20 protein-coding genes and 2 pseudogenes are annotated in these 24,549 nt (G+C 65.9%); 5 read left to right on the top strand and 17 right to left on the bottom strand.

Annotated elements, in window-relative coordinates; translation table 11 throughout:
* The 9 genes from GORHZ_RS16865 to zwf all read right to left on the bottom strand — a co-directional run bounded on the left by GORHZ_RS16865 (nt 1) and on the right by zwf (nt 11,302).
* Complete coding sequence (locus GORHZ_RS16865; protein ID WP_006334960.1) at nt 1–807, bottom strand: alpha/beta fold hydrolase; 807 nt, start codon at nt 805–807, stop codon at nt 1–3.
* A gap of 163 nt (nt 808–970) precedes the next feature.
* Nucleotides 971–1,411: a MarR family winged helix-turn-helix transcriptional regulator gene (locus GORHZ_RS16860; RefSeq protein ID WP_006334958.1), complete on the bottom strand. Its 441-nt coding sequence runs from the start codon at nt 1,409–1,411 to the stop codon at nt 971–973.
* A gap of 2 nt (nt 1,412–1,413) precedes the next feature.
* A complete protein-coding gene (locus tag GORHZ_RS16855; protein ID WP_006334956.1) occupies nt 1,414–2,385 on the bottom strand; it encodes a pirin family protein in 972 nt (323 codons plus the stop codon).
* 126 nt (nt 2,386–2,511) lie between these two features.
* The gene (locus GORHZ_RS16850; RefSeq protein WP_006334949.1) at nt 2,512–4,569 is read right to left on the bottom strand and encodes a DUF8754 domain-containing protein; all 2,058 of its coding nucleotides are present in this window, start codon (nt 4,567–4,569) and stop codon (nt 2,512–2,514) included.
* A gap of 32 nt (nt 4,570–4,601) precedes the next feature.
* Entirely contained in the window at nt 4,602–5,681 is a 1,080-nt protein-coding gene (locus GORHZ_RS16845) for an SDR family oxidoreductase (RefSeq protein ID WP_006334947.1), read from the bottom strand.
* A gap of 324 nt (nt 5,682–6,005) precedes the next feature.
* The gene (locus GORHZ_RS16840; RefSeq protein ID WP_006334946.1) at nt 6,006–7,121 is read right to left on the bottom strand and encodes a T6SS phospholipase effector Tle1-like catalytic domain-containing protein; all 1,116 of its coding nucleotides are present in this window, start codon (nt 7,119–7,121) and stop codon (nt 6,006–6,008) included.
* A 230-nt stretch (nt 7,122–7,351) separates the two neighbouring features.
* A complete protein-coding gene (locus tag GORHZ_RS16835) occupies nt 7,352–7,963 on the bottom strand; it encodes a bifunctional 4-hydroxy-2-oxoglutarate aldolase/2-dehydro-3-deoxy-phosphogluconate aldolase (RefSeq protein WP_006334944.1) in 612 nt (203 codons plus the stop codon).
* A gap of 31 nt (nt 7,964–7,994) precedes the next feature.
* Nucleotides 7,995–9,827 (bottom strand): phosphogluconate dehydratase, encoded by a 1,833-nt coding sequence (gene edd, locus GORHZ_RS16830; RefSeq protein WP_006334942.1) that lies wholly within the window; start codon nt 9,825–9,827, stop codon nt 7,995–7,997.
* A complete protein-coding gene (gene zwf, locus GORHZ_RS16825; protein WP_006334940.1) occupies nt 9,824–11,302 on the bottom strand; it encodes a glucose-6-phosphate dehydrogenase in 1,479 nt (492 codons plus the stop codon). Before zwf ends, edd begins: the two co-directional genes overlap by 4 nt.
* A 145-nt stretch (nt 11,303–11,447) precedes the next feature.
* On the opposite strand from zwf, the gene GORHZ_RS16820 reads away from it, so the two are divergent.
* Complete coding sequence (locus tag GORHZ_RS16820; protein WP_006334939.1) at nt 11,448–12,626, top strand: ROK family protein; 1,179 nt, start codon at nt 11,448–11,450, stop codon at nt 12,624–12,626.
* Nucleotides 12,627–12,721: 95 nt separating this feature from the next.
* On the opposite strand, the gene GORHZ_RS16815 is transcribed toward GORHZ_RS16820, so the two are convergent.
* From GORHZ_RS16815 to GORHZ_RS16800, 5 genes are read right to left on the bottom strand one after another with little or no spacing between them, the layout of a single operon-like run.
* Nucleotides 12,722–13,555: an esterase/lipase family protein gene (locus GORHZ_RS16815; RefSeq protein ID WP_157205234.1), complete on the bottom strand. Its 834-nt coding sequence runs from the start codon at nt 13,553–13,555 to the stop codon at nt 12,722–12,724.
* Entirely contained in the window at nt 13,552–14,088 is a 537-nt protein-coding gene (locus GORHZ_RS16810; protein WP_006334937.1) for a GNAT family N-acetyltransferase, read from the bottom strand. The genes GORHZ_RS16815 and GORHZ_RS16810 overlap by 4 nt, the downstream gene beginning before the upstream one ends.
* Entirely contained in the window at nt 14,085–14,255 is a 171-nt protein-coding gene (locus GORHZ_RS31715) for a hypothetical protein (RefSeq protein WP_006334936.1), read from the bottom strand. The genes GORHZ_RS16810 and GORHZ_RS31715 overlap by 4 nt, the downstream gene beginning before the upstream one ends.
* Nucleotides 14,228–15,166 (bottom strand): alpha/beta fold hydrolase, encoded by a 939-nt coding sequence (locus GORHZ_RS16805; RefSeq protein ID WP_006334935.1) that lies wholly within the window; start codon nt 15,164–15,166, stop codon nt 14,228–14,230. The genes GORHZ_RS31715 and GORHZ_RS16805 overlap by 28 nt, the downstream gene beginning before the upstream one ends.
* Nucleotide 15,167: 1 nt before the next feature.
* Complete coding sequence (locus GORHZ_RS16800; protein WP_006334934.1) at nt 15,168–15,455, bottom strand: hypothetical protein; 288 nt, start codon at nt 15,453–15,455, stop codon at nt 15,168–15,170.
* Nucleotides 15,456–16,342: 887 nt separating this feature from the next.
* On the opposite strand from GORHZ_RS16800, the gene GORHZ_RS16795 reads away from it, so the two are divergent.
* Nucleotides 16,343–17,035 (top strand): ABC transporter ATP-binding protein, encoded by a 693-nt coding sequence (locus GORHZ_RS16795; RefSeq protein WP_006334933.1) that lies wholly within the window; start codon nt 16,343–16,345, stop codon nt 17,033–17,035.
* Nucleotides 17,035–19,347 (top strand): ABC transporter permease, encoded by a 2,313-nt coding sequence (locus GORHZ_RS16790; RefSeq protein WP_006334932.1) that lies wholly within the window; start codon nt 17,035–17,037, stop codon nt 19,345–19,347. Before GORHZ_RS16795 ends, GORHZ_RS16790 begins: the two co-directional genes overlap by 1 nt.
* An 88-nt stretch (nt 19,348–19,435) precedes the next feature.
* Here GORHZ_RS16790 and GORHZ_RS16785 read toward each other — a convergent pair.
* Nucleotides 19,436–20,244: pseudogene (locus GORHZ_RS16785) on the bottom strand (pseudouridine synthase); the annotation flags it as partial.
* A 936-nt stretch (nt 20,245–21,180) separates the two neighbouring features.
* On the opposite strand from GORHZ_RS16785, the gene GORHZ_RS16780 reads away from it, so the two are divergent.
* Together GORHZ_RS16780 and GORHZ_RS16775 are read left to right on the top strand one after the other, a co-directional pair.
* Nucleotides 21,181–21,747 (top strand): hypothetical protein, encoded by a 567-nt coding sequence (locus GORHZ_RS16780; RefSeq protein WP_006334928.1) that lies wholly within the window; start codon nt 21,181–21,183, stop codon nt 21,745–21,747.
* Nucleotides 21,748–22,073: 326 nt separating this feature from the next.
* Complete coding sequence (locus GORHZ_RS16775; RefSeq protein WP_157205233.1) at nt 22,074–22,913, top strand: hypothetical protein; 840 nt, start codon at nt 22,074–22,076, stop codon at nt 22,911–22,913.
* Between the two features lie 1,052 nt (nt 22,914–23,965).
* Here GORHZ_RS16775 and GORHZ_RS30925 read toward each other — a convergent pair.
* Complete coding sequence (locus GORHZ_RS30925) at nt 23,966–24,190, bottom strand: hypothetical protein (protein ID WP_157205232.1); 225 nt, start codon at nt 24,188–24,190, stop codon at nt 23,966–23,968.
* A gap of 199 nt (nt 24,191–24,389) precedes the next feature.
* Nucleotides 24,390–24,549, bottom strand: a pseudogene (locus GORHZ_RS31710) (isopenicillin N synthase family oxygenase); the annotation flags it as partial.

Genomic DNA, 24,549 nt, shown 5'->3' with positions numbered 1-24,549 from the left:
TCATCGCGGTCCGACCAGGAATTCGAGGACCACGGCCGCAAACGTCTCGGGATCGGTCTGATCGGCGATGTGTTGCTGACCCTCGAGGGTCACCACATGCGAGTTGGGGATCGACCCGGCGGCCCGGTCGATCGCCTGTTGCAGGAACATCGGGCTGTCGCCGCCGCGGATCAGCAGCGTCGGTGCTCGCACGGCCGCCGCCTCTCCCGGCGCCAGGACCAGGGCAACACTCTCCTCCCGTGGCAACGTCGGGGCGGTGGCCACCCGCGCCGTCCAGCTCGGCTGCGCCTTCAGCGCGGTGATCTCCTTCTCCGGCATGTGCAGGACCTCGCGCAGCATCAGTTCCACGGTGTCCTCATAGCGGCCCGCGTCGACGGCCGACTGCATCCGGGCCACCAACTTCGCCGGCTGCGGCGACTCGACGATCGCCGGTTCGTAGAGCACCAGCTTGCGCACGTTCGGTGTGTGGGCGGCGGCGCGCAGCGCCAGGTAGCCGCCGAGCGAGTGACCGAGCACATCGACCGGGCCGGCCGCGTGTTTGGCCAGGGCGTCGGTCACCGCGACGACGTCGTCGACCTCACGATCCGGGGACCAGTCGGGGCCGTCCGTACTGCCGCCATGTCCGCGCCGGTCCATCAGGTACACCGTGCGGTGCTTTGCGAGGTACTCGGTGATCCGCCAGCGGTGATGGTCGGACATGGACCCGTGCACCAGTAACAGGGGTGGTCCCGCACCTGCATTCCAGACGGCTATCCTGGTGCCGTCCGGTGTGTCGATGTGGCGTGGACCGAATGGTTCCTTGCGCATCGCGACCTCCATGGGCGTCCCTCAATGGTCCCACTGCCCTCGGGCGCTGTCGAGGTTCGTCGGTCGCCGCATTCGTCATCGGCCTCACGAACCGTGTCCTCGTCGAGTCCTTACGGGCTTCGGCCACGGTGTGGTCCCGCTCGGGTCGGATGTACCGTCGCGATCACGCATCCAGGTGCTCGGACAAACGGATCATGATGTGACGTAGCGCTTTTCCGTCATCGGCCGAAATGGCGTCGAGGAAGTGTCGCTGCACGCTGTCGGCGTGGATGCGGGCCGCCGCCGCGAAGGCCTCACGGCCTGCGTCGGTCAGCACGGCGTAGTTGCCGCGTCGGTCTTCGGGCGCCCGTTCGCGGCACAGCCAGCCTTTCCGGGCCATCGTGTCGATCTGATACGACAGCCGCGACGTCGAGAAGATCATGTGGTCGGCGAGGTCACGCATCCGCAGACGATTCCCGCTCGCCTCGTGCAGGATCAGCAGAATGTTGTAGTCGGACATCGACATTCCCACCGCCGCACGCAACTCGGCGTCGAGCAGGGTCTGCAGTCGCGCGGTCGTCTCGACGAACGGACGCCACGCCGCCATCCGGGGATCGGTGGGCACGATCAGCGGACGGTGTGTGGCATCAGCGCATCCGGCGGGATGACACCGAGGCGACCGGCCTGGTAGTCCTCGATCGCCTCGACGAGTTGCTGTCGGGTGTTCATCACGAACGGCCCGTACTGCACCACCGGTTCACGGATCGGCCGGCCACCCAAGACGAGCAATTCCAGCGCCGGGCGGTTGGAGTCCTGTCCGGAATCGGCGGTCACGGTGATCCGGTCACCGGAACCGAAGACGGCGAGCTGCCCCTGCCGGATGGGCCGCTGTTCGGCGCCGACCGTGCCGCGGCCCGACAACACGTAGACGAGCGCGTTGAAGTCCTGGCGCCACGGGATGGACATCCGTGCGCCGGGCGCGACGGTGGTGTGGGCAAAGGTGATCGGCGTGTGCGTGGAGCCCGGCCCGGTGTGACCGTCGATGTCGCCGGCGACGATGCGGATCAGCGCACCACCGTCGTCGGTGGTCACCAGACCAGCCTGCCCGCCTTCGAGATTCTGGTACTTCGGTGCCAGGAACTTGTCGGCGGCGGGCAGGTTCACCCAGAGCTGGATGCCGTGGAAGAGCCCGCCGGACTCGACGAGCTCGGCCGGCGGCGTCTCGATGTGCAGGATTCCGGCACCCGCGGTCATCCACTGGGTGGCACCGTTCTCGATGAGTCCGCCGCCGCCGGTGGAGTCCTGGTGCTGGAAGCGGCCGTCGATGATGTAGGTGACCGTCTCGAACCCGCGGTGCGGATGCCAGGGAGTGCCCTTCGGCTCCCCGGGCGGGTAGTCGACCTCACCCATCTGGTCCATGTGGACGAAGGGGTCGAGGTCGGCGGTGGAGACCCCGGCAAACGCCCGCACCACCGGGAAGCCCTCGCCCTCGAAGCCGCGGGGGCCGGTGGTCACCGATTTCACCGGGCGTTCGGTGTCCTCGGGCGCTGCGGCGCGCACTCGGGGCAGGGTCAAGGTGTCGGCGGTCACGGCGGGCATGGCGAACTCCTCTCGGTAGCTCAATTTTGAGCTATATGACGCTCAACGGGATCTGCAACGAGGCTATTCCCGGCACGACGATGCCACCACCGATCCGGGTCGGTGACGGGATCGCTCGGCTGCGATTCAGTCGAGGGCCGCCCGCCGCTCGAGCGCCAACTCCCGGACCCGCGCGATGTCCTCGTCGGTGAACACCCCGTTGACGCCGGAGATCGCCGCCAGCTTCATGCCATGCTTGAGCCCGATCTGGTAGATCTCCTTGACCTTCTCCCAGCTGATGTTCCGGCCGACGGTGAAGGTCTCGTAGCGGCCCTCGAGCGCGAGCGCGACGGTTTCGGCGAGGCACGCATACGCCACGTGGGGTGGCAGCCCGATGTCACCGAGGTGCACGTCCTTGCCGGGCAGTTCGATCTCGCCCGATTCGATGACGAGTACGTCGGGGCGTTTGGCGACGTCCTCGGGCGGCAGGTCCAGGGGCCGGGCGACGTCGGTGATGATGCAGCCCGGTTTGACCGCCATGATGTCGAGCACACGCTTGCCCGCTCCGGAGGTCGCGGTGACGATCAGGTCCATATCGGGCAGTTGCGCGTCCGGTGTCGCGGCGACGTGGATCTTGGCGCGCGGGTGGTCGTGCTCGATATCGCTCTTGAGCTCGAGCAGCTTCGCCGATTCCGGTGAGACGAGCCAGAGTTCGTCGGAGGCCAGCGCCAGCAGGCGCGCGCACACCGACCCGATGGATCCGGTCGCGCCGACGACCATCGCCTTACCCTGCATCCGTCCTTCGTCGTCGCGTTCGGCGAGGTCGAGGCGGTCGAGCGCGTCGTGGGCGGCCCACAACGCACCCGAGGCGCTGTAGCTGTTTCCGGTGGTGATCGGCAGCGGCGCCTTCATCGCGACGGTGACGCCGGCGTCCCCGACGACCTTGGTGAACGCACCGAGACCCATGATCTGCGCGCCGAGCTTCTTCGCCGTTTCCGCGGCCGCGAGCAACCGCGCGTAGGTGAACTCGGGACTGTGCGCCATGAGTTCCTTCGGCGTGCCGCCGACGCTGATCAGCCAGCCCTCGGCCTCGGCCCCGGTCGGGGAGACGATCCCCGTGATGTGGCTGTAGACGAACGGCGGCGCGTAGGCGAGCATCTTCTCGATCGTGTCGGTCACCACGGCGGGCGTCACGTCGGTGATCGTCCGCAGCGGCTGCACCTTCTTGAAGAACTCCTGCGAGAGCGGGTGGATGACGAACGCGAACCGGCTCTTGCGTTTCGGGCCGTTCGGAAACAGAATCCGGGGCTCGATGCCGGCAGACGTGATCATCTCGAGCAGATCGTCGTTCGTGAGCACGGCAGACTCGGGAACCGAGGCGATCATCAGCGCCTCGAGGACGCCGGCGTTGACGGTGACCGCGAACGGCTGCGGCGTCGCGTCGATCACCATGTCCACACCGCGCGAGGCAAGTTCGGCGAGCCGTTCCTCGTCGATCGATGACGTCACCAGGGTCTTGCCGGCGAGATCCTCGAGGCCGAAGCCGGTCAGCTCCTCATAGGTGGCCACCACGACATCGGCTTCCCGGGCGGCGGAGCGCGCCATCAGGCGGTTGTGAACGAACTGGGGAATCCCGATGTGGGACTTGATCTGATCAGGCAGCAGCTGCAACGGCATCATCCCGACGTCCGCGGTCATCGACAGGGCGGGGAACGCGTCAAGCCGAGCCGGGATGTCGAAGCGCAGCAGCGGGTCGGCGATGGTCATGTTGTCGGTGAACTCGCGCAGGATACGCACCGTGCGGTCGTGGTTGACCCCACCGAGCACCGCGACGCGGGCATTGTCGAAGAACCCGGGCATCTCGGACTGGACGTGTCGAATAGCCCACTCCTGCAGGACATCCCGCAGCCGGTGACCGTCAGTCACGCGCGCATCGGTCACCGCGCGCTTGACCTTCTTGACGGCGGCGAGGTCACCGTCGTAGAGGCCCGCCGCACGCGCCTCCCGGATTCCGGTCACCGCGACCACGGTGGCGCCGCGCTCCTGCCACGACCGGGCCAACGCCTCGGCGTCGGCGAGGTTGCCGTCGGTGCCCTGCCGGACGATGCGGAAGGTGTGGTGCAGGAACGTCTCGGTCACGTCGTAGTCGTAGTGCGACGACGCGAGGCTGACGTTGGCGATGAGTCCAGAGGTGGTGGCGACCATGTTCTTTCGATCCTGTGAGGGTGGCGATGACGTCAGACCATGGCGGCCGAGCCGATGTCGGGGTGCGCGATCATGAAGTCGAGCAGCCGGTCGGCGTAGTCGGCGAACCGTGGGCATTCGACGCCGGTTCCCTCGAGTTCGGCGACGGTGTTCTTCGCGGAGTATGTCGTCCGGGTGGAGAAGTAGTCGATCGTCTCGGCGGGCATGCCGAGCGCCCACTGCATGCCTGGGACATTGCCGAGGGCGCTCCGCACGACACCCAGCGGCACCGGGACGAAGACCAGTCGCTTGCCGAGGTGGTGCGCGAAGATCTCCGCGACCTCGAGCCCGGTCGGCGGGTCGGGGTCGGTGAGCGCGTAGGTATGGCCGAGGGTGGACTCGTGCACCGACAACTCGTCCATCGCCTCGATCACGAAGTCGCGCGGCACGAGCGAGGTCCGCACCGTCGCGTCGACGGACGGCAGCACCGCAATGGGTAGCCGCTGGCGGCGCAGGAACTCCGCGACGAAGTACGGTCCGTCGTATTTCTGCGTCTCACCAGTGGTCGAGTCGCCGACGACGATGCCAGGACGGTAGATCGTTGCCGGCAATCCGTCCGCCATCGCGGCGCGGACCAGTTTCTCCGCCTCGAACTTGGTGGATTCGTAGTGGTTGTAGAACTCCTGGCCGACGTCGAGGTCGTCCTCGCCGAACTCCCCGTCGTAGCGGCCGCTGACATAGCAGGTACTGACGTACTGCAGTCGGCGCAGACCGCTGAGCGACCGGCAGAAAGCGATGACGTTCGCGGTGCCCTCGACGTTCACCTTCTGGGCGATTTCGAGCGGTACCGCCAGGTCGTACACGGCGGCGAGATGCCACACCTCGTCGATGTCTGTCGCGGCATTCGAGCCGAGGCCGAGGTCGGGCACGGTGATGTCGCCCACGACGAGTTCCGTGCGCCCGGCGACGTCGGGGTGAGCCTTCTCGATCCCGGCGAGCCGGTCGCGCGCGGTGGCGAGGTGACGATCCTGGACCACGCACAGCATCGTCGACCCGGGCCGTCGGGCGAGCACCCGCGGCAGCAGCGCCGATCCCAGAAAGCCGGGGAATCCCGTCATCAACACCGTCGACATGGTCAGCCGCCTCCTCGCCAAGCCGTGCGGCATCCTGTGCAGCGCCGCTACCTGCAACTCTATTGCGGCGAGCACCGGTTGGGATCGGCCTTCTTGGCATCCGGTGGTGGGACCTTCGACCCTTTCTGCGGGTCGGGTGGTGTGACTGTGCTTCCCGAGCCGGATGAGGAACCGGTGCACGAATACGAATCCCAAGCGGGCGGGTGTGCCGACGACGGGCGGTGGCCATGGGCGACGCGTACGACCGACTCCGCGACGCCGGGTTCACCATCGACGCAGAGCAGTGGATGAGCCAGCAATGCCGGCGACGACCCTCCGGGTCGATCAGTCCTCTTTGGGGCGATAGTCGACGGCCCGCACGGCGCCCTTGCGGTCTCGGTATTCGACGAGCTTCGTCGGCCGGTAGGTGGGGTCGATCTCAAGGCGCCGGATTGCGCTCGACGCCGCATGCTCGCTCGCCACGTCGGTGGCTCCCAATGGTCGATGGACCAGATCGAGGAGTTTGTACAAACCTTTCCGCGATTCGTCGAGTTTGGCGAAGGCGTTCGTCTTTGCGAGGTAGCCCGCGACAACGTCGGCAATCACCAGCGGCGTCGCTCTCGACCCGGAAGCCGGCAACGTCTCGTCAGGATCGTCGGCGAGAACGAGTCCATGATTCCGCGCCTGCTGCATCATCCAGATCAGCGGAATGTCGCTGAGTTCACTCGACGCGTAACCACCGCCGACGTTGCAGTGGACTCCGGAGAACCACACCTGCTCGAGAGATTGGGTCTCCTTCCGGCCGGGCATTGGTTTCCACAGGGTCGGTTCGAATGGACCGCGTTTCTCGTCGATGGCGAGAGCGTGGTAGGCGGCTTCGACACTGTTGCTCAGCTTGACGTCGTGAAATGCCCAGCGCTGATTGACTTTATCCGCCAGACGGCCTTTGATCGGAATCCCGAGTGACCCGACCGTGTCCCACACGCCGATGAACCGGATACCGCTCTCGTGCGAGTACTTCGCACGAAACTCGATCGACTTCTGCGCATCAGGCTTGGTCTCGTCCGTCCGGTCCCGGTAGAGGGCGAAGCCCTCTTCAAGTCGATTCCGATGCTCTCGCTTGAGGATTCCACAGTTACGGATGAAACCCGCAAGGCTTCGCGCGGTGTAAGCGCCCCGACTGAACCCGAACAGGAAGATCTCATCACCCGGCTCGAACACGCCAACGATGTCTTGGTACCCCTCCTTGAGGTTCTTGGATAGGCCGAATCCCGCTGCGCCACCGCCGATCTTTTCCCACCACTTGGTACCGACACCGGCGACGTAGAGCGGCTTCGGCTGTTCGACACCGTCGCGGACACCGACTCTCACCGCTTTGCCGATCTTGACCACATTGGTCGGGTTCTTCTGACCGAAAGTGTTCCAGGTTCCGTCACAGCATACGACTAGACGCTTGGGCATTGCGCTCGGCTCTCTGCTCGGCATGGCCCCCTTGACCTGCAGATAATACCGAAGCAACCCACCGACTCGCGTCGAGCGAACAACCGACGGACTATCTCAAGCCAGCGCGACAGTGTGCTGGTCCGGGACGACGCTCCCAGACGGTGCCGCTCACAAAACTCGTTGGGGCACAGGTGCTAACGGCTTCGAGCCAGCCCAGCAGCAGGGTGCCCACCGGCCTGTGAACTGTCCTATGCCACGGCCGCAGCGGCCAGCTCCGATATGCGCGCCCAGTTCTTGCTTGTGACAGCGTCTTTGGGCGTGATCCAGGAGCCGCCCACGCAACCGACGTTGGGCAGTTCGAGGTAGCGGGGGGCGAGTGCGGGGGTGATGCCGCCCGTGGGACAGAACCGGGCGTCGGGGATCGGACCACGAATCGCCTTCAGGTAGTCGACGCCGCCGGCGAACTCGGCGGGGAAGAACTTGAGTTCGGTGTAGCCGGACTCCATCGCCGTCAGGACCTCGGAGACCGTGGACACGCCGGGCAGGTGTGGGAGTCCGGTGTCGGTCATCGCCGACAGCAGCGTGGGTGTGCTGCCCGGGGAGACCAGGAACTGGGCGCCGGCTTCGGCGGCGCGTTTGGCTTGGTCGGCGTCCACGATGGTGCCTGCGCCGACGTAGATCTCAGGCACCTCGCCGGCGATCCGCTCGATCGCCGACAGTGCCACCGGCGTACGCAGGGTCAGTTCGATGATCGGTATTCCGCCCGCGACCAGCGCCTGGGCGACCGGCACGGCGTCCTCGACGTGGTCGATGACGACGACGGGGATGACCGGGGACAAGTTCAGTAGCGATTTGCTCATGGTGTTCTCCTGGGTTCTCAAGCGACGGTTCTCAGGCGACGTAGGTGGGGAAGATGCTGGCGCCCCGATCGGCGGGTCCGACGGCCGCCCGCATGCTGGCGAAGAGCTCGCGTCCGGTTCCGACCATCTCGGGGGTCGAGAGGGCTCGGCCGGTGGCGGTCCGTGCGGCGAGTTCGTCGTCGGGGACGTGTAGCGTCAGGGTGCCCGTGGTGGCGTCGACGGTGATCATGTCTCCGTCACGGACTCTGGCCAGTGGCCCGCCCGCGGCGGCTTCGGGAGTGAGATGGATGGCCGCGGGGACCTTGCCCGAGGCGCCCGACATCCTGCCGTCGGTCACCAGGGCCACCCGCCGGCCGCGGTCCTGGAGGACCCCGAGCGCGGGAGTGAGTTTGTGCAGCTCGGGCATCCCGGTGGCACGTGGCCCCTGGTATCGGACGACGGCGACGAGATCCCGGTCGAGGTCACCGGCGTCGAACGCGGAGAGGAAGTCGGCTTGGTCGTCGAAGACCGCCGCGCGTGCGGTGATCACTCGGTGCTCGTCGGCGACGGCGGAGGTCTTGATCACGCACGAGCCGAGATTGCCGGTGAGGGTTTTCAATCCGCCATCTTTGGCGAACGGGTCGTCGGTGCCGCGCAGCACTGTCGTGTCATGGCTGACGGCGGTGCCCTCGCGCCACTCGACGGTGCCGTCGGTGAGGACCGGTTCCTCGGTGTAGCGGTGCAGCCCTTGCCCGACCACGGTGGCGACGTCCTCGTGGAGCAATCCGGCCTCGAGCAGCGTGGTGATGGTGAAGCCGAGACCGCCGGCGGCGTGAAAGTGGTTCACGTCGGCGCTGCCATTGGGATAGATGCGTGCCAGCAGCGGCACGGTGGCCGACAGGTCGGAGATGTCTTCCCATCGCAGGTCGATGCCGGCGGCCTGGGCGATGGCGACCAGGTGCATGGTGTGATTGGTCGAGCCGCCGGTGGCCAGCAGCGCGACGACGCCGTTGACGATGGCGCGTTCGTCGATCATTTCCCCGACCGGGGTGTAGTGGTCGCCGAGTGCGGTGAGCTCGGTGACCTGCGCGCCGGCCGCAGAGGTCAGGGCGTTGCGCAACGGGGTGCCGGGATTGACGAAGCTCGATCCCGGCAGGTGCAGACCCATGACTTCCATCAGCAGCTGATTGGAGTTGGCGGTGCCGAAGAACGTGCAGGTCCCGTTGCCGTGGTAGGACGCCGCCTCGGCATCCAGCAGCGCCTGGCGGCTGACCTTGTTCTCCGCGTAGAGCTGGCGGACGCGCGACTTCTCGCTGTTGGGCAGCCCCGATGTCATCGGCCCGGCCGGAACGAACACGGTCGGCAGGTGGCCGAAGGCCAGTGCACCGATGAGCATTCCGGGCACGATCTTGTCGCATACACCGAGCATCAGTGCGGCGTCGAACATGTCGTGTGACAGTGCGATCGCGGTGGACATGGCGATGACGTCCCGGCTGAACAGCGACAGCTGCATCCCGTGGCGGCCCTGGGTGATGCCATCGCACATGGCCGGGACGCCGCCGGCGAACTGTGCGATGCCACCCGCCTGGACGACGGCCTGTTTGAGTTGGTGGGGAAAGGTCTCGAACGGTGCGTGTGCCGACAGCATGTCGTTGTACGACGACACGATCGCGACGTTCGGTTTGACCAGTTCCCGTATGGCTGCCTTGTCCTGGGCGCCGGTGGCGGCGAAGCCGTGGGCGAGATTGGCACACGCCAGCCGACTGCGGGCCGGACCGCGGTCGGCTGCGGCGCGGATGTGGCGCAGGTAGGTGGCGCGGGACTCGGCGCTGCGGGTCCGGATGCGATCGGTGACCGCGGCCAGGGCTGGATGGATAGTGGTCACAGAGCTGCCCCCTCGTGCCAGGTGCGACCGTCTCGTTCGAGAAGTGTGGTCGCCTCGAACGGGCCGTTGGTGCCGGCGGGGTAGCGACGCGGGCCGCGCTCTTGCGCTCGCCACGCCACCAGCATCGGTTCGACCCACGCCCAGGCCGCCTCGACCTCATCGCGGCGCATGAACAGTGTCGGATCGCCACGCACCACGTCCATCAGCAGCCTTTCGTAGGCGTCGGGGGAGCGGCGCTGGAAAGCGTTGACGTAGTTGAGGTCCAGCGATACCGGCTTGAGCCGGATGCCGCCGGGGCCGGGCTCCTTGGCCGTCATGAACAGGCGCATGCCTTCTTCCGGCTGCAGCTGGATGACCAGCTTGTTGGGTTCGGCGTCGCCGTCGCTGCCGGGGAACATCGGGTGGGGAACCGGTTTGAACTGGATGACGACTTCGGAGCTGCGGTGCTCCATCCGTTTACCGGTACGCAGGTAGAACGGCACTCCGGACCAGCGCCAGTTGCGCACTTCGGCTTTCAGGGCAACGAAGGTCTCCGTGAGGCTGTCGGGGTTCTCGGCGTCGTCTCGGTAGCTGGGTACCGCCGCCCCGTCGACCAATCCGGCGACGTATTGCCCGGCGATGGCGAGGGTGCCGACGTCGTTGTGACTCAACGGTTTGAGCGCTTGCAACACTTTGAGTTTCTCGTCGCGGACGGATTCGCGATCGATGCAGGTGGGCGGTTCCATCGCCACCAGACACAGCACCTGGAGCAGGTGATTCTGCACCATGTCACGCAGGGCGCCCGATTGGTCGTAGTACCCGGCGCGGCTGCCCACCCCGAGGGACTCGGCCACGGTGATCTGGACGTGGTCGATCCAACTGGAGTTCCACAGTGGCTCGAGGAACGTGTTGGCGAATCGGGTGACGAGGAGGTTCTGCACGCTCTCCTTGCCCAGATAGTGGTCGATCCGGAAGATCTGGGATTCGTCGAAGACCGAACCCACCGCATCGTTGATGTCGCGGGCGGAGGCCAGGTCGTGGCCGATGGGCTTTTCCAGGACCACTCTGCAGGTCTCGTCGACGAGGTTGTGAGCGGCCAGATGCCGGGAGATGGGACCGAACAGGTTCGGTGCGCAGGCCAGGTAGTAGACCCGCACCCTGTCTGTCGGCTGGTCCAACAGCTGAAGGAGCTGATCCCACTCGTCGGGGGCGGCGGCATCGACACTCGCGTAGTGCAATCGCGCGAGAAATCGATCCAGTGTGAGTGGGTCCAACGCGTCGGCGTCGAGGAATCGGCCCAGCTCTCCCCGTACTTTGTCGCGGTAGCCGACGTGGTCGAGCCCGGCCCGCGACGCCGCGATGATGCGTGTTTCGGCAGGCAGTTGGCCGTCGCGGTCGCGCAGGTAGAGAGCGGGGAGGAGTTTGCGGACGGCCAGGTCGCCGGTTCCGCCGAAGACAACGAAGTCGCATGGTGCGACAGGATTCGCACTCGACATAGGTTTTTCTCCTGAAGTTGTCGGGGCTGACGTGGGGAACGCTACGGGTAGTTCGGCGTCCTGGCAACCGAACTTATGTATTTCTGTTTACAAAAGTAGGAGTGGCAAGTTGTTGACACCACCACCGCTTGGTTGAATGACCCTTATGCGCATGTCACGCTCGACAAAAGCGGCAGCGACCGCCGGCGACGTGCTTGCGCTGGTCCGCGACGGTCTCGTGGCGACCCGCAGCGATATCATCCGGGTCACCGGGCTGTCTCGAACAGCGGTCACGGCACGGCTGTCGGCCCTACAGGCGTCCGGACTCGTGCTCGAACTCCCCGACACCGAGTCGACCGGGGGGCGACCGCCCTCGCGGCTGGCCTTCAACGCCGATGCCGGGGTCGTGCTGGCGGCCGCGATCGGTCGGAGTCGAACCCAGCTCGCCGTGTGCAATCTGTCGGGTCAGGTACTGACGTCGGTCGACATCGACCAAGAAATCGGTACGGGGCCCGACGAACTGATGCCCGACCTCGTCAAGCGCCTCGAGGCGCTACTCGAGGACGCCGGACGGCGACCCGACGAGATCCGGGGTGTCGGTCTCAGCATCCCGGGCAGTGCCGACAGTGCCCGAGTATGCAGTCTCGATTCGCCGGCGATGAGTGGGTGGGATGGCGTGCCACTGACGCCCTTCCTGCAGTCGATCACCACCGCCCCGATACGGCTCGACAACGATGCCAACGTCATCGTGCTCTCGGAACGACGCGGGCAGCGCGACCGATTCGACGACATGCTGCTCATCAAAGCCTCCACCGGTTTGGGCGCCGGCATCGTCGCCGGTGGAGTGCTGCAGCGCGGAGCGGTCGGCGGCGCAGGACAATTCGGCCACACCAAGATCCCGGAGGCCGCCGGAAAGGTATGCCGATGCGGGGACACCGGTTGCCTGGAAACCGTCGCCTCGGGCTGGGCTCTGGTGCGAGCGATGCGCGAACACGACCGCGACATCGCTCATATCCGTGAACTCGTCGACCTCGCACTGGCCGGTGATCCGCACGCACGCCAACTCATCCGCGAAAGCGGGCGACATATCGGCGAAGTACTCAGCGGCGCCGTCAATCTGCTCAACCCCGCGGCCCTGGTGCTGGCGGGCGACATGGCCAAGGCCTACGACATCCTCGTCGCAGGGCTACGGGAAACCGTCTACGCCAACGCCATCGCCCTGGCGACCCGTGAACTGCAGATACTGCCCTCCACCCACGGCGACGAGGCCGGCGTCATCGGTTGCGCGGCACTGATTCTCGACCACGTTCTCAGCCCGGCCGTCGTCGACGCCACGCTCCCGTGAGACTGCCGGCAGCCACCGACGCGAGGGTGATCTGCACGTACGCAGTGTTCCGATCGTCCGGCCACCGGGCGATCACCACACTTGACGAACGGGCCTCACGCAGACTCGACGCGGCGGAGCGCCGGGGCCGCATTATCCACGGCCGGCGTTGATGGGTAGGCGTACCGCAGCCAGGCCGGTGGGACGAAGGGTGCGCGCGCCCCGGAGCTGTCGAAACCGGTGGCGAGACGGTCGGCCACAGCCCACAGTGAGGGCAGACTGTGCCCGAAGCCGAGGTGGCTACACAGCACCTCGATGTTCTCGGCCGTCGGATTGGGGTCGCGGCACACCTGCCACGGCACCGCTCCGTCGAGCCGGCTGTACAGCGCCACCGCCGGAACCGGCAACGGCCCGTCCGCGCGTTCGAGCGGAAAGTCGAGGTCTTCGATGTGTCGGTGCGAGAACGCCCTATACAGCGGCGAGGCGTTGCTCTGCTCGTGTCCGACCAACTTGAACGGACTGCCCAGAGTGATCACCTGTCGTATGAGACTGGGGTTTTCGCGGGTGAGTCGGCGGGCGAAGATCCCGCCCAGACTCCAACCGATCAACGTTATCGGCTGGCCATACTGATCTGCCAGCTCATCGACTTTGGCCCGCATCCCGATCAAGATCCGTCGGCTGGGCCCGATATTCACGCCGAGTCCCCAGCTGTGGGTGGAGTGGCCGAGCGCGCGGAGGGTGTGCCGCAGCGGTGCGGTGCTCAGGCCCGAGGTCCCCAGGCCGGGTAGCACCAGCACAGGTTGGTCGCCCAAGGGTGCGTGTAGCAGCGTGGGCCAGGTGTACGCGAGCGCGCCCAGTTCCCAACTGGATCGGGCGTACTCGGTGTAGGCCAGTAGACGACGCGGCGGCTTGACCGAGGACAATCTATCCGTTGCCGTGATGTTCATCATGCTCCGTTCGTGAGTTCGTCCGTCAGGCCGACGACGTCGAGATTTTCCAGTCCGGCCTGCGCGTGGTGGGCAAGAACGATCAGATCGCGGAGCCGGCCGTCACGGTCGCGGATGTGATCGCGCAGCAGGGCCTCACCGGTGAAACCGAGCGAACCGAACATGTCCAGTACCCGGTCCTCATCGGTGGCAAGTTCGATCACCACCTTCGAGAGTCCTGCGCGGAATCCTTCGCGAAGCGCGTGCTGCACCAACCGACGGCCCACCCCGGCACCGCGATCTTTGCTGTCGACCACCAGCCGCAGCTCCCCCACATGATCTGACCAGCCGGGTAGACGGGTCATCGCGGCGTAGCCGTCGATCCGGCCGTCCTCGTTGATGTCGATCCACCGCATACCCGGTTCTTGGGCGAGCCTGGCTGCCGATGCCGGATCGGTCACATCCTCACGCAGGACGGTGACGTCGTGTTCGGACAGGCCGCCGAACAGGAGGGCCAATGCGTCGGCGTCCTCGGGTGTCAACGGGCGAATGGTCATTCGGCTGCCTCGCTCTGCTTGATCAGAAACTCGATAATCGTAGGAATCGTCGTTTTCGCAGCGGTGCGCCCGACCACCAGGCCGATATGCCCGCCTTTGAGAAGCAATTCGGTCTTCTGGGACGAACCGACCAGATCCATCAATGGCGTCGAGGAGGCCGGCGGCACGACGTGGTCCTTCTCACCCACGACCGACAGGAACGGCACGGTGATATCGGAGAGATGGATGCGGTCCCGCCCAGCATCAATCGGTCGGTGATGAAGGCATTCTCGGCAACCAGCATGGAATGCATCTGCCGGGCCACCTCCCCGGGTAGCGGGATGTGGTCGGCGACCCACCCGTTGACGGCCTGGTAGGCGGCCACATACTCGTCACTCCACAACCGGTCCAGCAGATCCACGTATCCGGTCAATTCGGAGGTCGGTTTCAACGAGCGAAACGCGCTGTACATGACATTGGGTGGGATATTGCCGTCCTCGCCAATCGCATCGTCGATGGCGGAATCCGACTCGTAGAGTGCTCCGCGGAACGGTATCTCCGAGTAGTCGACGGGGCAGGCCACCACGGTGTGACTGCGGATCGGTGCATCCGGGTGGTGTGCCCCGTGCAGCAAGGTCAGGTTGCCACCGAAGCAGTAGCCGAGCACATTGACCTCGTCCACGCGGGAACGCGCACAGACCTCACGAATCGCGGCCGGAATGGCAGCATCGGCGTAGTACTCCAACCGGTTACGCGTGTCTCGTTCATCGGGCACGCCCCAGTCGAGTAGGTACACATCGAAGCCGGCCTTCAACAGGTGTTCGATGAAGCTGTTCCCGGGCGTGAGGTCGAGGATGTAGCTCTTGCTGATGATGCTGAACACGATCATCAGCGGTGTGCGGTGCTTGATGTCGTCGTTGCGGTAGCGAAAAAGCTGCGCCCGGCCGTCGCGCCACACCGCGTCGCGTGGGGTCACACCCACACGTGGAGTGCCGACACCGGTAGCCATCTTGATGCCGTTGCGGGCCCGTAGCCCGTTACGCTCGATTTCCTGCTTGACGCGATCGAGAGCACTGCGGGGATCAGGTATCGCGGGCATGTCACTTATCCTCGGACCGCTCGATGAGGTCACGGCGCAGTCGACGAACCTCGTAGTCCAGATCACCGATCTGGCGCCGCAGCTTGCGGACATCGGAACCGGCCGGCAAGTTCACCGCGTGTAGCAGCGACGCAGCCACCGCGTCCACACGTGCACCGATCCCCCCGCGCACGACGCCGATGACCTTGGTCGCGGCGGCGAGTTCATCGGAATGCACCACCGTCTCCACCACCGGGGTAAACCGTATCTCCAGCTGGCCGTATAGCCCCCGAAGGTTGAGCACAGCCATCATCCGTCCTGTCAGTCTGGTCGTAACCGCCGCAGTCCGGTGCCCCGTCACCTGAAATCAGACACCACTCGCGGTCACGATTGCTGCCTGACTCCTGTTACCGCGTCGTGCCCATGCTCTCACCTCAAGCACGGCTCCGGCAGCGACTCCGCACGAATGGTACGAAACGATGATTCACTTAACACGGGCTTCAGCCAGGTGCCAGGAACGCCACGCGCCGGTGCCGAACTCAAGGAGTCAGATCGTCGTTTTCGCAAGCCAGGGGTGTCCGGTCGGCAGCCCAACGCGCTCGACGCTGATCCACTTGAGCAACTCCTCATCCAGGAGAACGGGGGCGTCGGCAGTCGAATGGTCGAGTAGGTCCCAACGGTCCCGATACTTGGCAAACGCTGCTTCGCTGATTCGGGCTTGCGCGAGCGGAGCATTGCGCTTGCCGGGCTGAGCTGTCGGGTCTGTCCGCCAGCTTTCGTGTCCGAGGAAGGTCGCTGCTGCGACGTGGTCCCGGAGATCGACATCAGCTCGCCCTCGGTGAGCACACCGTCGGCGGCCTGGACCCGAGGTATTGCGGGTGAGCGATCACTCGATGCAGTCTGGCAGTGTGTCACGGATCACCGTGCCGGCTCGTGAGGCAACCCGGGTGTGTCTGCCACCGCGTGCAGCTGTGGCGTTCGCTCGGGAACTCGTGCGCGACTTGTTCCGGGGTGTACCCGGGCCGTACGGGCCCGGCCCGACTCGGTATGGGGAGCCGGGTGACGTCTGGACCGCGCTGCACCGGATTCCTGAATCGGTGCTGGAAGTGTTCACCGATCGAGTGGGTTCGTGCACAGTCGAGTTTGCGCGAAGTGGCCTGACTCCGGCTCGACCGGCGCAAGACTGGAGTGCCTGCGATGGTCAGTGAACCGCTGGTCGTGCTGGACCAGGTACGGAAGGCATACCGAACCGGACAGCGGGAGCAGGTCGTGCTGGACGGCGTGACGCTTACCATCGCCAGCGGAGAACTGGTCGCGGTCACGGGCCCGTCCGGGTGCGGCAAGACGACGCTGCTGAACATCATCGGGGCGCTCGACAGCGCCGATGCAGGCGCGGTGCGCTCGTGCGGTGTGGATCTGATGCTTGCCGACCGTCGACGGCTGACAGCCTATCGGGCGCACTCGATCGGCTTCGTTTTCCAGTTCTACAATCTCTTGCCGACATTGACTGCGCTGGAGAACGTCAAAGCCGGTCTCGCCGTCGCCGGGGTCGGTCGGCACGACGCGGACGAGCGAGCCCGCCACATGCTGGACAACGTGGGCCTCGCCGATGCCACGGCCAAGTTCCCCGCCCAGCTGTCGGGCGGCGAGCAGCAGCGGGTCGCGATCGCCCGCGGCCTGGCCAAAGGTCCGGCACTCGTGCTCGCCGATGAACCCACCGGCAACCTCGACGAGGACTCCGGAGCGCGAGTGATGGGGCTACTGCGCAAACTCACCGAGGACACCGAGGTCTCCGTCGTGCTGGTCACCCACAACCCGACGGTGAGCGCCGTGGCGGATCGAACCGTGCGCCTCGAACACGGGCACGTAACGGCGGTCACGGAGCCGTGATGCTGCTGCTGCGCAAGGCGATGCGCGACGTCGCTGCGATGCGCATCCGGGCGCTGCTGCTGATCTTGGTCATCGGCGCCGGGATTGGCACGGCCGGCGGGATCGCGCTCGCACTGCAGGACGTGCAGGCCAGCCGCGACGCCTTCTACCACGGGCAGGCACTGGCCGACCTGGACGTCCGGCTGAGCCGGACCGTTCCCGCGGAGGACCTGATCACACGAGCGCGTGCGGCATCGGCCACGGTTGCCGAGACCCGGCTCATCATCGACGGGCTTGTCGCTCGCGGCGCTGATCAGACTGCGGCCGAAGTGGTCGGTATGGACCCGCAGGCACGCCTGAACCGTCTGGCGATCACGGACGGGCAAGGGCTCGACCCCACCGACCCGCTCGGCGCAGTCGTCGAGGCGGATTACGCCGGCCACGCCGACCTGCATCTCGGCGACACACTCGACCTCGTCCTGGCCGGCCGCCCGCTCACCGTCCGGGTGCGCGGGCTCGCCCGTTCCCCCGAGTACCTGATGGCCACTGCGAACCCCGAATACCTGATCCCCCAACCCGGCTCGCTGGCGGTCGTCTTCCTTCCCAAGAACGCGCTCGCAGACGTCACCGCCACCGGCGGGCAGGTCAATGACCTCATCCTCGACCTACCCCACCCAATCCCTCCGGGCAGCGCGCAATCGCTCGCCGACGGCCTGCCCGTCGCCAAGCTCACGCCCCGGGACCAGCAGTACAGCCTGCGGTTCACCAATGCCGACCTCCGCAGCTTCGGCCTGTTCGTCCCGGTCATCGGCGGCGTCTTCGCACTGGTCGGCTTCCTGCTCATCGGGCTGAGCCTGCGCCGCATCGTGCACGCCCAGCGACGCGAACTCGGCACACTCCTGGCCATCGGCTACCGGCGACGCACCGTCTTGGCGACCGCGCTGCTGCCCGCTGCAGTGCTGGCGCTACCCGGGGCGGCGGTCGCGATCTCTGTGACCATCGGCATCGCCGTCGTGGTCGCCCACACCTATGCAGCGGCCGTCGGGTTTCCCACCATTGTGGCGACGTACAGCCCCGCTCTGCTCGGCGAAGTCGCCGCTGTCGCGGTCGGCGCGACCCTCGCCTCGGCGCTGCTGCCCGCGTGGACGCTCATGCGGCTGGCGCCCACACAGGCCATGCGCGGGGACCCCGCCGTTCAATTCGCCCTGCCGCCCTGGCTGGCCGGGGCGAGCGGTGCGGCAGGACCAGAAGTCGGCTATGCCACCAGGTCGCTGACCCGCCGACCACTGCTCACCGCGGCCACCGTGGTCAGCCTCGCCGGGGCCATCGGGCTAGGCGCGTCACTGAACGTGCTGATCGGCTCCACCACCCAGACAGTCGACCAGTCCTTCGCGGGTCAGGCATGGACCGCGACCGCAGACCTCGCCCACCCGATGACCACCGCCGCGGCGACCAGAGTGGCGCGCGACGCCGGCGCCACCGCCGTCGAACCCGTCGTGACAGGACCCGCGCTGTTGCAGGCGCACGACCGCAAGGCGGATGCGATCGTGGTCGGGCTGCCCCCGGTCCCGCAGCTGCAGCGGCCCCAGCTCACCTCCGGGCTGCCACCCGCGGCAAGTCAAGTCATGATCACTGAACAGACCGCCTCCTCCCTGCAGCTGGGTGTAGGACAACCCGTCACGCTCACCACATCGACGGGATCCCGGCAGATGACCGTCAGCGGGATCGCACGTACTATCGCGGCCACCCAGGTCTACGCGACCTACACCGATGCCGCCGCCGTGCTCGGGCTACCCGGTCAGTCCAACTCCCTGTACCTCACCGCACCGGAAGCGACAACCCGCACCCTCAGCACTTCTCCTGCGGTCGCGCGCGTCACCACCCTTGCCGCTGCCCGATCGGGCATGCACAATCTGGTGCGCGAGCTCACCAGCCTCATCAACGTGCTGCTCGCCATCAGTCTCGGCGTCGGCGCCCTGTTCCTGGTCTCCAGCCTTGCTCTGTCCCTGCTCGACCGACAGGCCGAGTTCGCCACTCTGCGTGCGCTCGGTTACGGTCGAGCGCGCCTCGCAACGATCCTCGTGACGGAAGCCCTCGCGCAGGGCGTGATCGCGGCGGCGTTGGCCATCCCCGCCGGCCTGCTGCTGGCCTGGCCGCTCGCCGCCAGAATCGGCGAAGCCTGGTTCCGCATAGGCGTTCACCCCGAACCGTCCGACTTCACCGTCGTCATCGCATCAGCCCTCGTGCTGACCGTCGCGGCCGCGCTCTACGCCACCCGGCAAGTGATGCGGCTCGACATTGCCACCACCGTCCGAGCCAGATTCATCGGATAGCCGAACGCGGCTGACCTCGGAACGAATCCCGCCCGAGCGTTGCTCATGTTCTGCCGCCTCAGCACCCCGAAACAGTCGCCCAGGATCTGATACCGATGCCGAGAACCGCCAGGTGCACGCGCAACTGGCGCATCCGTCCGCTGTGCGGCCGCAGGATCGTGTGCAGCACAGCACGTCCGGAGGCGCTCACCCCGGCCCCTTGCACCTCGACCACGGTAACGGAGTTCGGTTCCCGGGAGTCGTCGACCACGACCCGCAACTCGCCGCGGCGAACCTCGATGTGATTTCGGTTGACGACGAGCACGACGTGCCCGGCCAGCGTCGGTTCGTCCGGAACTCACCCGGGCGGCCGCGCCGACACCGCCTCGTAAACCTTGGCGACCCGCCGTTTCTCGAACAGCGATTGATATGCGCCGCGCGCCGCGGGACGGGCCCAGAACATCACCAGGCCGGCGGTCGCGCGTCGAGGCGATGGATGGGCATAAGGTCCGGATTGGCGAGGCAGATCCGCAACCACACGAGCGCGGACTCGCGCAAGTACCGTCCGCCGGGGGTGGTCGGGAGGAAGTGCGGCTTGTCGATCACCACGAGATCGTCGTCGAGGTGCAGGATCTCCTCGCCGAACGGCATCGGCTCCTCCACCCGCAGATCACGGTAATACCAGACGAACTCGTCTGCACCCAGTGCCGTGGCGCGATCGATCGGGCTACCGTCGACGCCCCCCACCTCGTCGGCGTCGAACCGTGGGTAGAGGTCGTCGGCGTCCAGGTGGTCGAACGTCGCGACCATGTATTCGGCGATCGTCGCCCACGGCCCGGACATCAGGACGCGCAGTCGCGTCGGTCCGACGCTCTCCTTAACGGGCAGCGGTGCGGACATGGGCATATGTGTCATCATCTCACCAGCAATTGCCCGGCCGGGTCGCGTCGTCGGGGCACTCTCAGGTCAAGAGCAAGATGAGTGGGGATCGCCGCCGCGGTGGGTGGAGGCGGATATGGCCGTGGCGTTTGCCGTAGGCGGGGCGGCCACCAGGTTCGCACCCGCCGGGTGTGTTGGGGGTGCGCGCACATGGGGCGCAGATCGAAGCGCGGATGCCTGGCCGTCAGGTGGCGTGGCTGAGAATGTGCGACGGCCAGGGGTCGCCCGGCAGTGGAAGTTGATTGTGCAGAGCGCGAATCGACGGTCGTCGCTGATCAAGACAAGGTGGGTACCGTCGGGAGCGATTGGGGTGCGTAGCCCGGGGACGGGATGGGGAGGATCGTGACACCGAGAAGAACCGCCGGGCCCGATAACGTCGCGTTATATCAACCCCGACCCCGACCTCCACCGTAGTCTTCAGCCGGTCGGCCACGACGCGAACGGGCCATAAACTGCTGTGGTCGTCATTTCGCTATGGCCCAGCCGGCTATTTGAGACTCGGTGACGTTCATTTGAGAGCATGCCGCCAGAGCCGGGCTCGATGTCCACTTCGGTCTCACATTCGTTCTCAGCGGAACGACTTCGTCGACCGGCGTTAGCGGACGGGCACTGATTCGGGGTGTCGATCCCGAGGTGGCCGGCAGCTAACCACCGATACTCGGTTTGTGTCATCGACCAGCTTCGCTCCCAGCGCTCGTGCCAAACTCGACCGTGCGCGTGCGCATCGTGACCAGCTTCATGCCGATGTCGAGGACTTCCGGGCCAAAGATGTCTACAGCTTCTCGATGCGGCAGCGCGATGATCCGTTCGATTCATCAACCGTGATCGCCGAGCTTCGAGTCCATGTCAAAGAGGAACCACCCGCTGCGAGCTGGGCTGTGGTGTTCGGGGACGTCCTAAACCAATCTGCGTGCTGTGCTCGATCACGCAATCTACTTCCACGTCTCATCACGGTTGAACCTCACACCTCGTGAAGCGCAGGCAGTGAGTTTTCCTGTGTGCGAAACCCAGCACCAATGGAGCAGCTGGCGCGGCCAGCCTCCCGCTCAACAGTGGATTACGGCAGAGTTCCGGGATGCAATCGAGTCGGTTCAACCATTTGCGGCGAAGAACATCCGAAACCCCCGCCACGCGACCATACATGCCCTCAGCGAACTCGCGAACATCGACAAACACCGCGCTTTTCATGTCGTCAACTACAGCGGGCAGGTCACGTTCGACCCGATTAGCGAGCCACTTACGCACTCGTTCATGGGCGCAGCGAAGGGCGTTGTCCTCACTGACGGCGCGGTCGTCGCGACCAAGCGGCTGTTACGCCCATTGAATGGATCGCACTCGAATCGATGGGACTACGAAGCCTTAGCCGGATATACGGAAGCCATCGATCTTCCAGGGGTGGGCGCGTTGCCATTGCTCGGTCTCTGCGACCTCATGGTCAAGGTCGCCGCAGAAGTTCTCGACAAACTCGAACAGGCGCACTGAGCGAAATGGCGCGGTGCCGGTGATGTGGTTGGCAGGCCATGGCGGCCCCGTCCACGTAGGGCAGGTTCCCAACGTAGGGCAGGTTCGCCGCTTTCGCCCCCGCGCAGAACCCCCACACACCGTCGACGAGTTCCTGAAGGCGCATTGCCCAGGGCGTTGGGATGGGGGTCGATCTGTCGCCGGCCGCTTCTAGGTCGACGTTTCACAGAAGTTTCAGAGTGGTGTTTCTAGTAGGTATTTGAGTGTTCTACGATGGCACCTGACAGAGCAATTTGCCGCCGAATTTCATGCAGGCATGGTCACGCTGGGCTGCTACCTTCAGAGCCGTGAGTTTCGATCCATTTGCTGGCCTGCAGGACCAGCAGGCGCCCAGTCCCACCGAGGCGGTGGCCGAGCTACTCGCCGACAGCAAGCGCGGCTACGTCCCCATCCGCGACGTCCTCGTGCAGCGGGAGGACGACGCACCGTCACGGTCCGCGAAGCTCGCCGAGTTTGTCACGTCTCGCCAGGAACGCGCTCTGGACGCATTGCTGTTGCTGTATGCACTTCAGCCGATTCATCTCACCGAGGAACCGCTCCCGTTGGGTGCGTGGGCGAATCTGTTGAGCACTCGTACGCCCTGCAGTACCTCGACAGTGTCGCGGACGTTTCGGGTGCTCGAGGAGATGCGGCTGGTGACACGCTCACGCAGTGGCCCCAAGACCGTCATCGCGCCGCTGCACGAATCCGCCGATGGCTCAGAATGGTTCCGGCCTGGGAGTAATGCCGCGGTCAAGGAAGGCTTTTTCACGTTGCCCCATGAGTTTTGGACGGCGGGATACAGTGACCGGCTCCATCTCCCCGGTAAGACAATGCTGCTGATCATTCTCAAAGAGACACAGTCGAAACAGCGGCCAACGTTCAGCATGGCGGTCGAACGGGCGCAGCGGTGGTATGGGATCAGTGAACGAACCGCTGAGCGCGGCTACGGAGAGCTTGGTGCCGCTGGCCTGCTTGACGTACAGGTGCAGCGGAAGGGATCGGCTCGACTTCCTGCGGGGGTGCTGCGCCCGATCTACCATCGCGCACTGCGCGATCCGTTCAGCACGTCCCATCGTGCCGAGCTGCAGCGCACCGCGAAGTCACACGGCCAGAAACGCGTCGCCTCCCCGGGAGGAGATCGATAGTGTCCACTGTCGAGATCTTCGTTGATGAGACCCGCGGCGCAAACTACATCTTGGTGGCCGCCGCCGTGGCGTCCGGCGACCTCGCACAATCCAGACGGGTGTTACGCGCGCTCAAACCGGCCAACCGCGACCGTGTCCACATGCATTCCGAGAGCAAACAGAGTCGCGATCGCATCCTCGCCGAGTTCCTACGCAAACAGCCAATCACGACCGCTGTCGTGTTCATTGGTGCACTCCGCGGCCGCCGCGAACGCGACGTACGCACCGAACTACTGCAAACCCTTGCCGCCAAAGCGATCGAGCTCAAGGCGACTCGGATTCTTATCGAGTCCTGCTCCCAGGACCGAGAGGACCACACTGCGGTCGTGGGAGTCCTGGCCCAAGCCGGGATACACGACCGCATCCAGGTTGTCATTGATACACCGCGCTCCCATGAGCTGCTCTGGGCGGCTGACATCCTCGCGTGGGCCGTCGGGCCACGGGCACCGGCGCAAACTCGCGGACGACGGTGTCATCGAGGTGATCGAGGTCTCGTAGACAGCGCAAAGACCGGGCGACCACGCAAAACGTGCGGGCTCCCGGCCTCACTTCCGCGGCTCTTCACCGCGACCACACCAGTATAGAACACCGCAGTGGCACCCGGCAGGGGCCAGCCGCCGCCACCCCGGCCGGACTGGACCGGGGTTCAGCGCAGCGCCCGGATGAGCAGATCCCGGGCGGTTTGGGAGCCGCCCCATAAACGTCCGTAGAATCCCCGACATCGGGCCGTGCAGGACCTCGTGCCCGATAAGTTCGCCTTCTGTCAAGTAGAAGCGGTGATAATGCAGTAGATGGAGGCGGGCCGACGTCCCCGGTCATTGGCCTGCTGTCGGGCTGTCGGCATTGTGGTGACGGTCCGGTCGGCGACACTGTTCTCCGGCGGTCACGGTGCGGGTGGCCGTGGGTACATCGGCGATCGTGTTGCGTCGAGCGGCGATCGCGAGGTGCGAGGCGGTCAGCCGTTTTCGTTCAGTCCGTGACCGGAGTGCGCCTTGACCCGGCGAATCGTCACGTCACGGCCAGCGATCTGCCGGCGGATGCGCGAGATTAGGCGCGTGATCTCGGCGCTTCGGTGCGTCCGCGGCTCCATCGGCAGCCAGATCAGCAAACCGCTGGGCGCTCTCACCGTGCACCGTGACATCGCAGACCACCGGCGGCGAAGGCATGAGCCTGGTCAAGGGCGTGCAGATGCCACTCACGGCGATCGCGCTCTCCGTCAAAATCACGGCGATCAGCATCGGCGGGGTGCTGCGCACAGCCGGGGCGAACGTGACAACCCTCGCGGTGGCTCGAGAACCTCGACGGTGGTCATCGCAGCGACACGCGTCTCCGCCTTCACCCGTGGGCTGCGACGTGGCCTGTGAGCTCCGCTGTGGCTGGTGCTGCAGTCCCCGGAGTCGGTGTACCGACTCCGGGGACTGCTCGAGAACTGTTGTGTCACAGTGCGTTCGCGGTCACTCGTTGGGTCAGGTAGTCCCCTGCGGTGATGGACGGGTACTTGCCCTTGGGGCTGTCGATCATCGCGTCGGTGTTGGCCTGGGCGAAGAACGCGATGCTGTAGCGCGGGCCTTGGTACTCCCCTGCCCGCGGTGCCCGC

Source organism: Gordonia rhizosphera NBRC 16068, from assembly GCF_000298195.1.
Classification (GTDB): domain Bacteria; phylum Actinomycetota; class Actinomycetes; order Mycobacteriales; family Mycobacteriaceae; genus Gordonia; species Gordonia rhizosphera.
The sequence above is the reverse complement of the archived record's forward strand: the minus strand, read 5'-3'. Positions and strand labels throughout refer to the sequence as shown.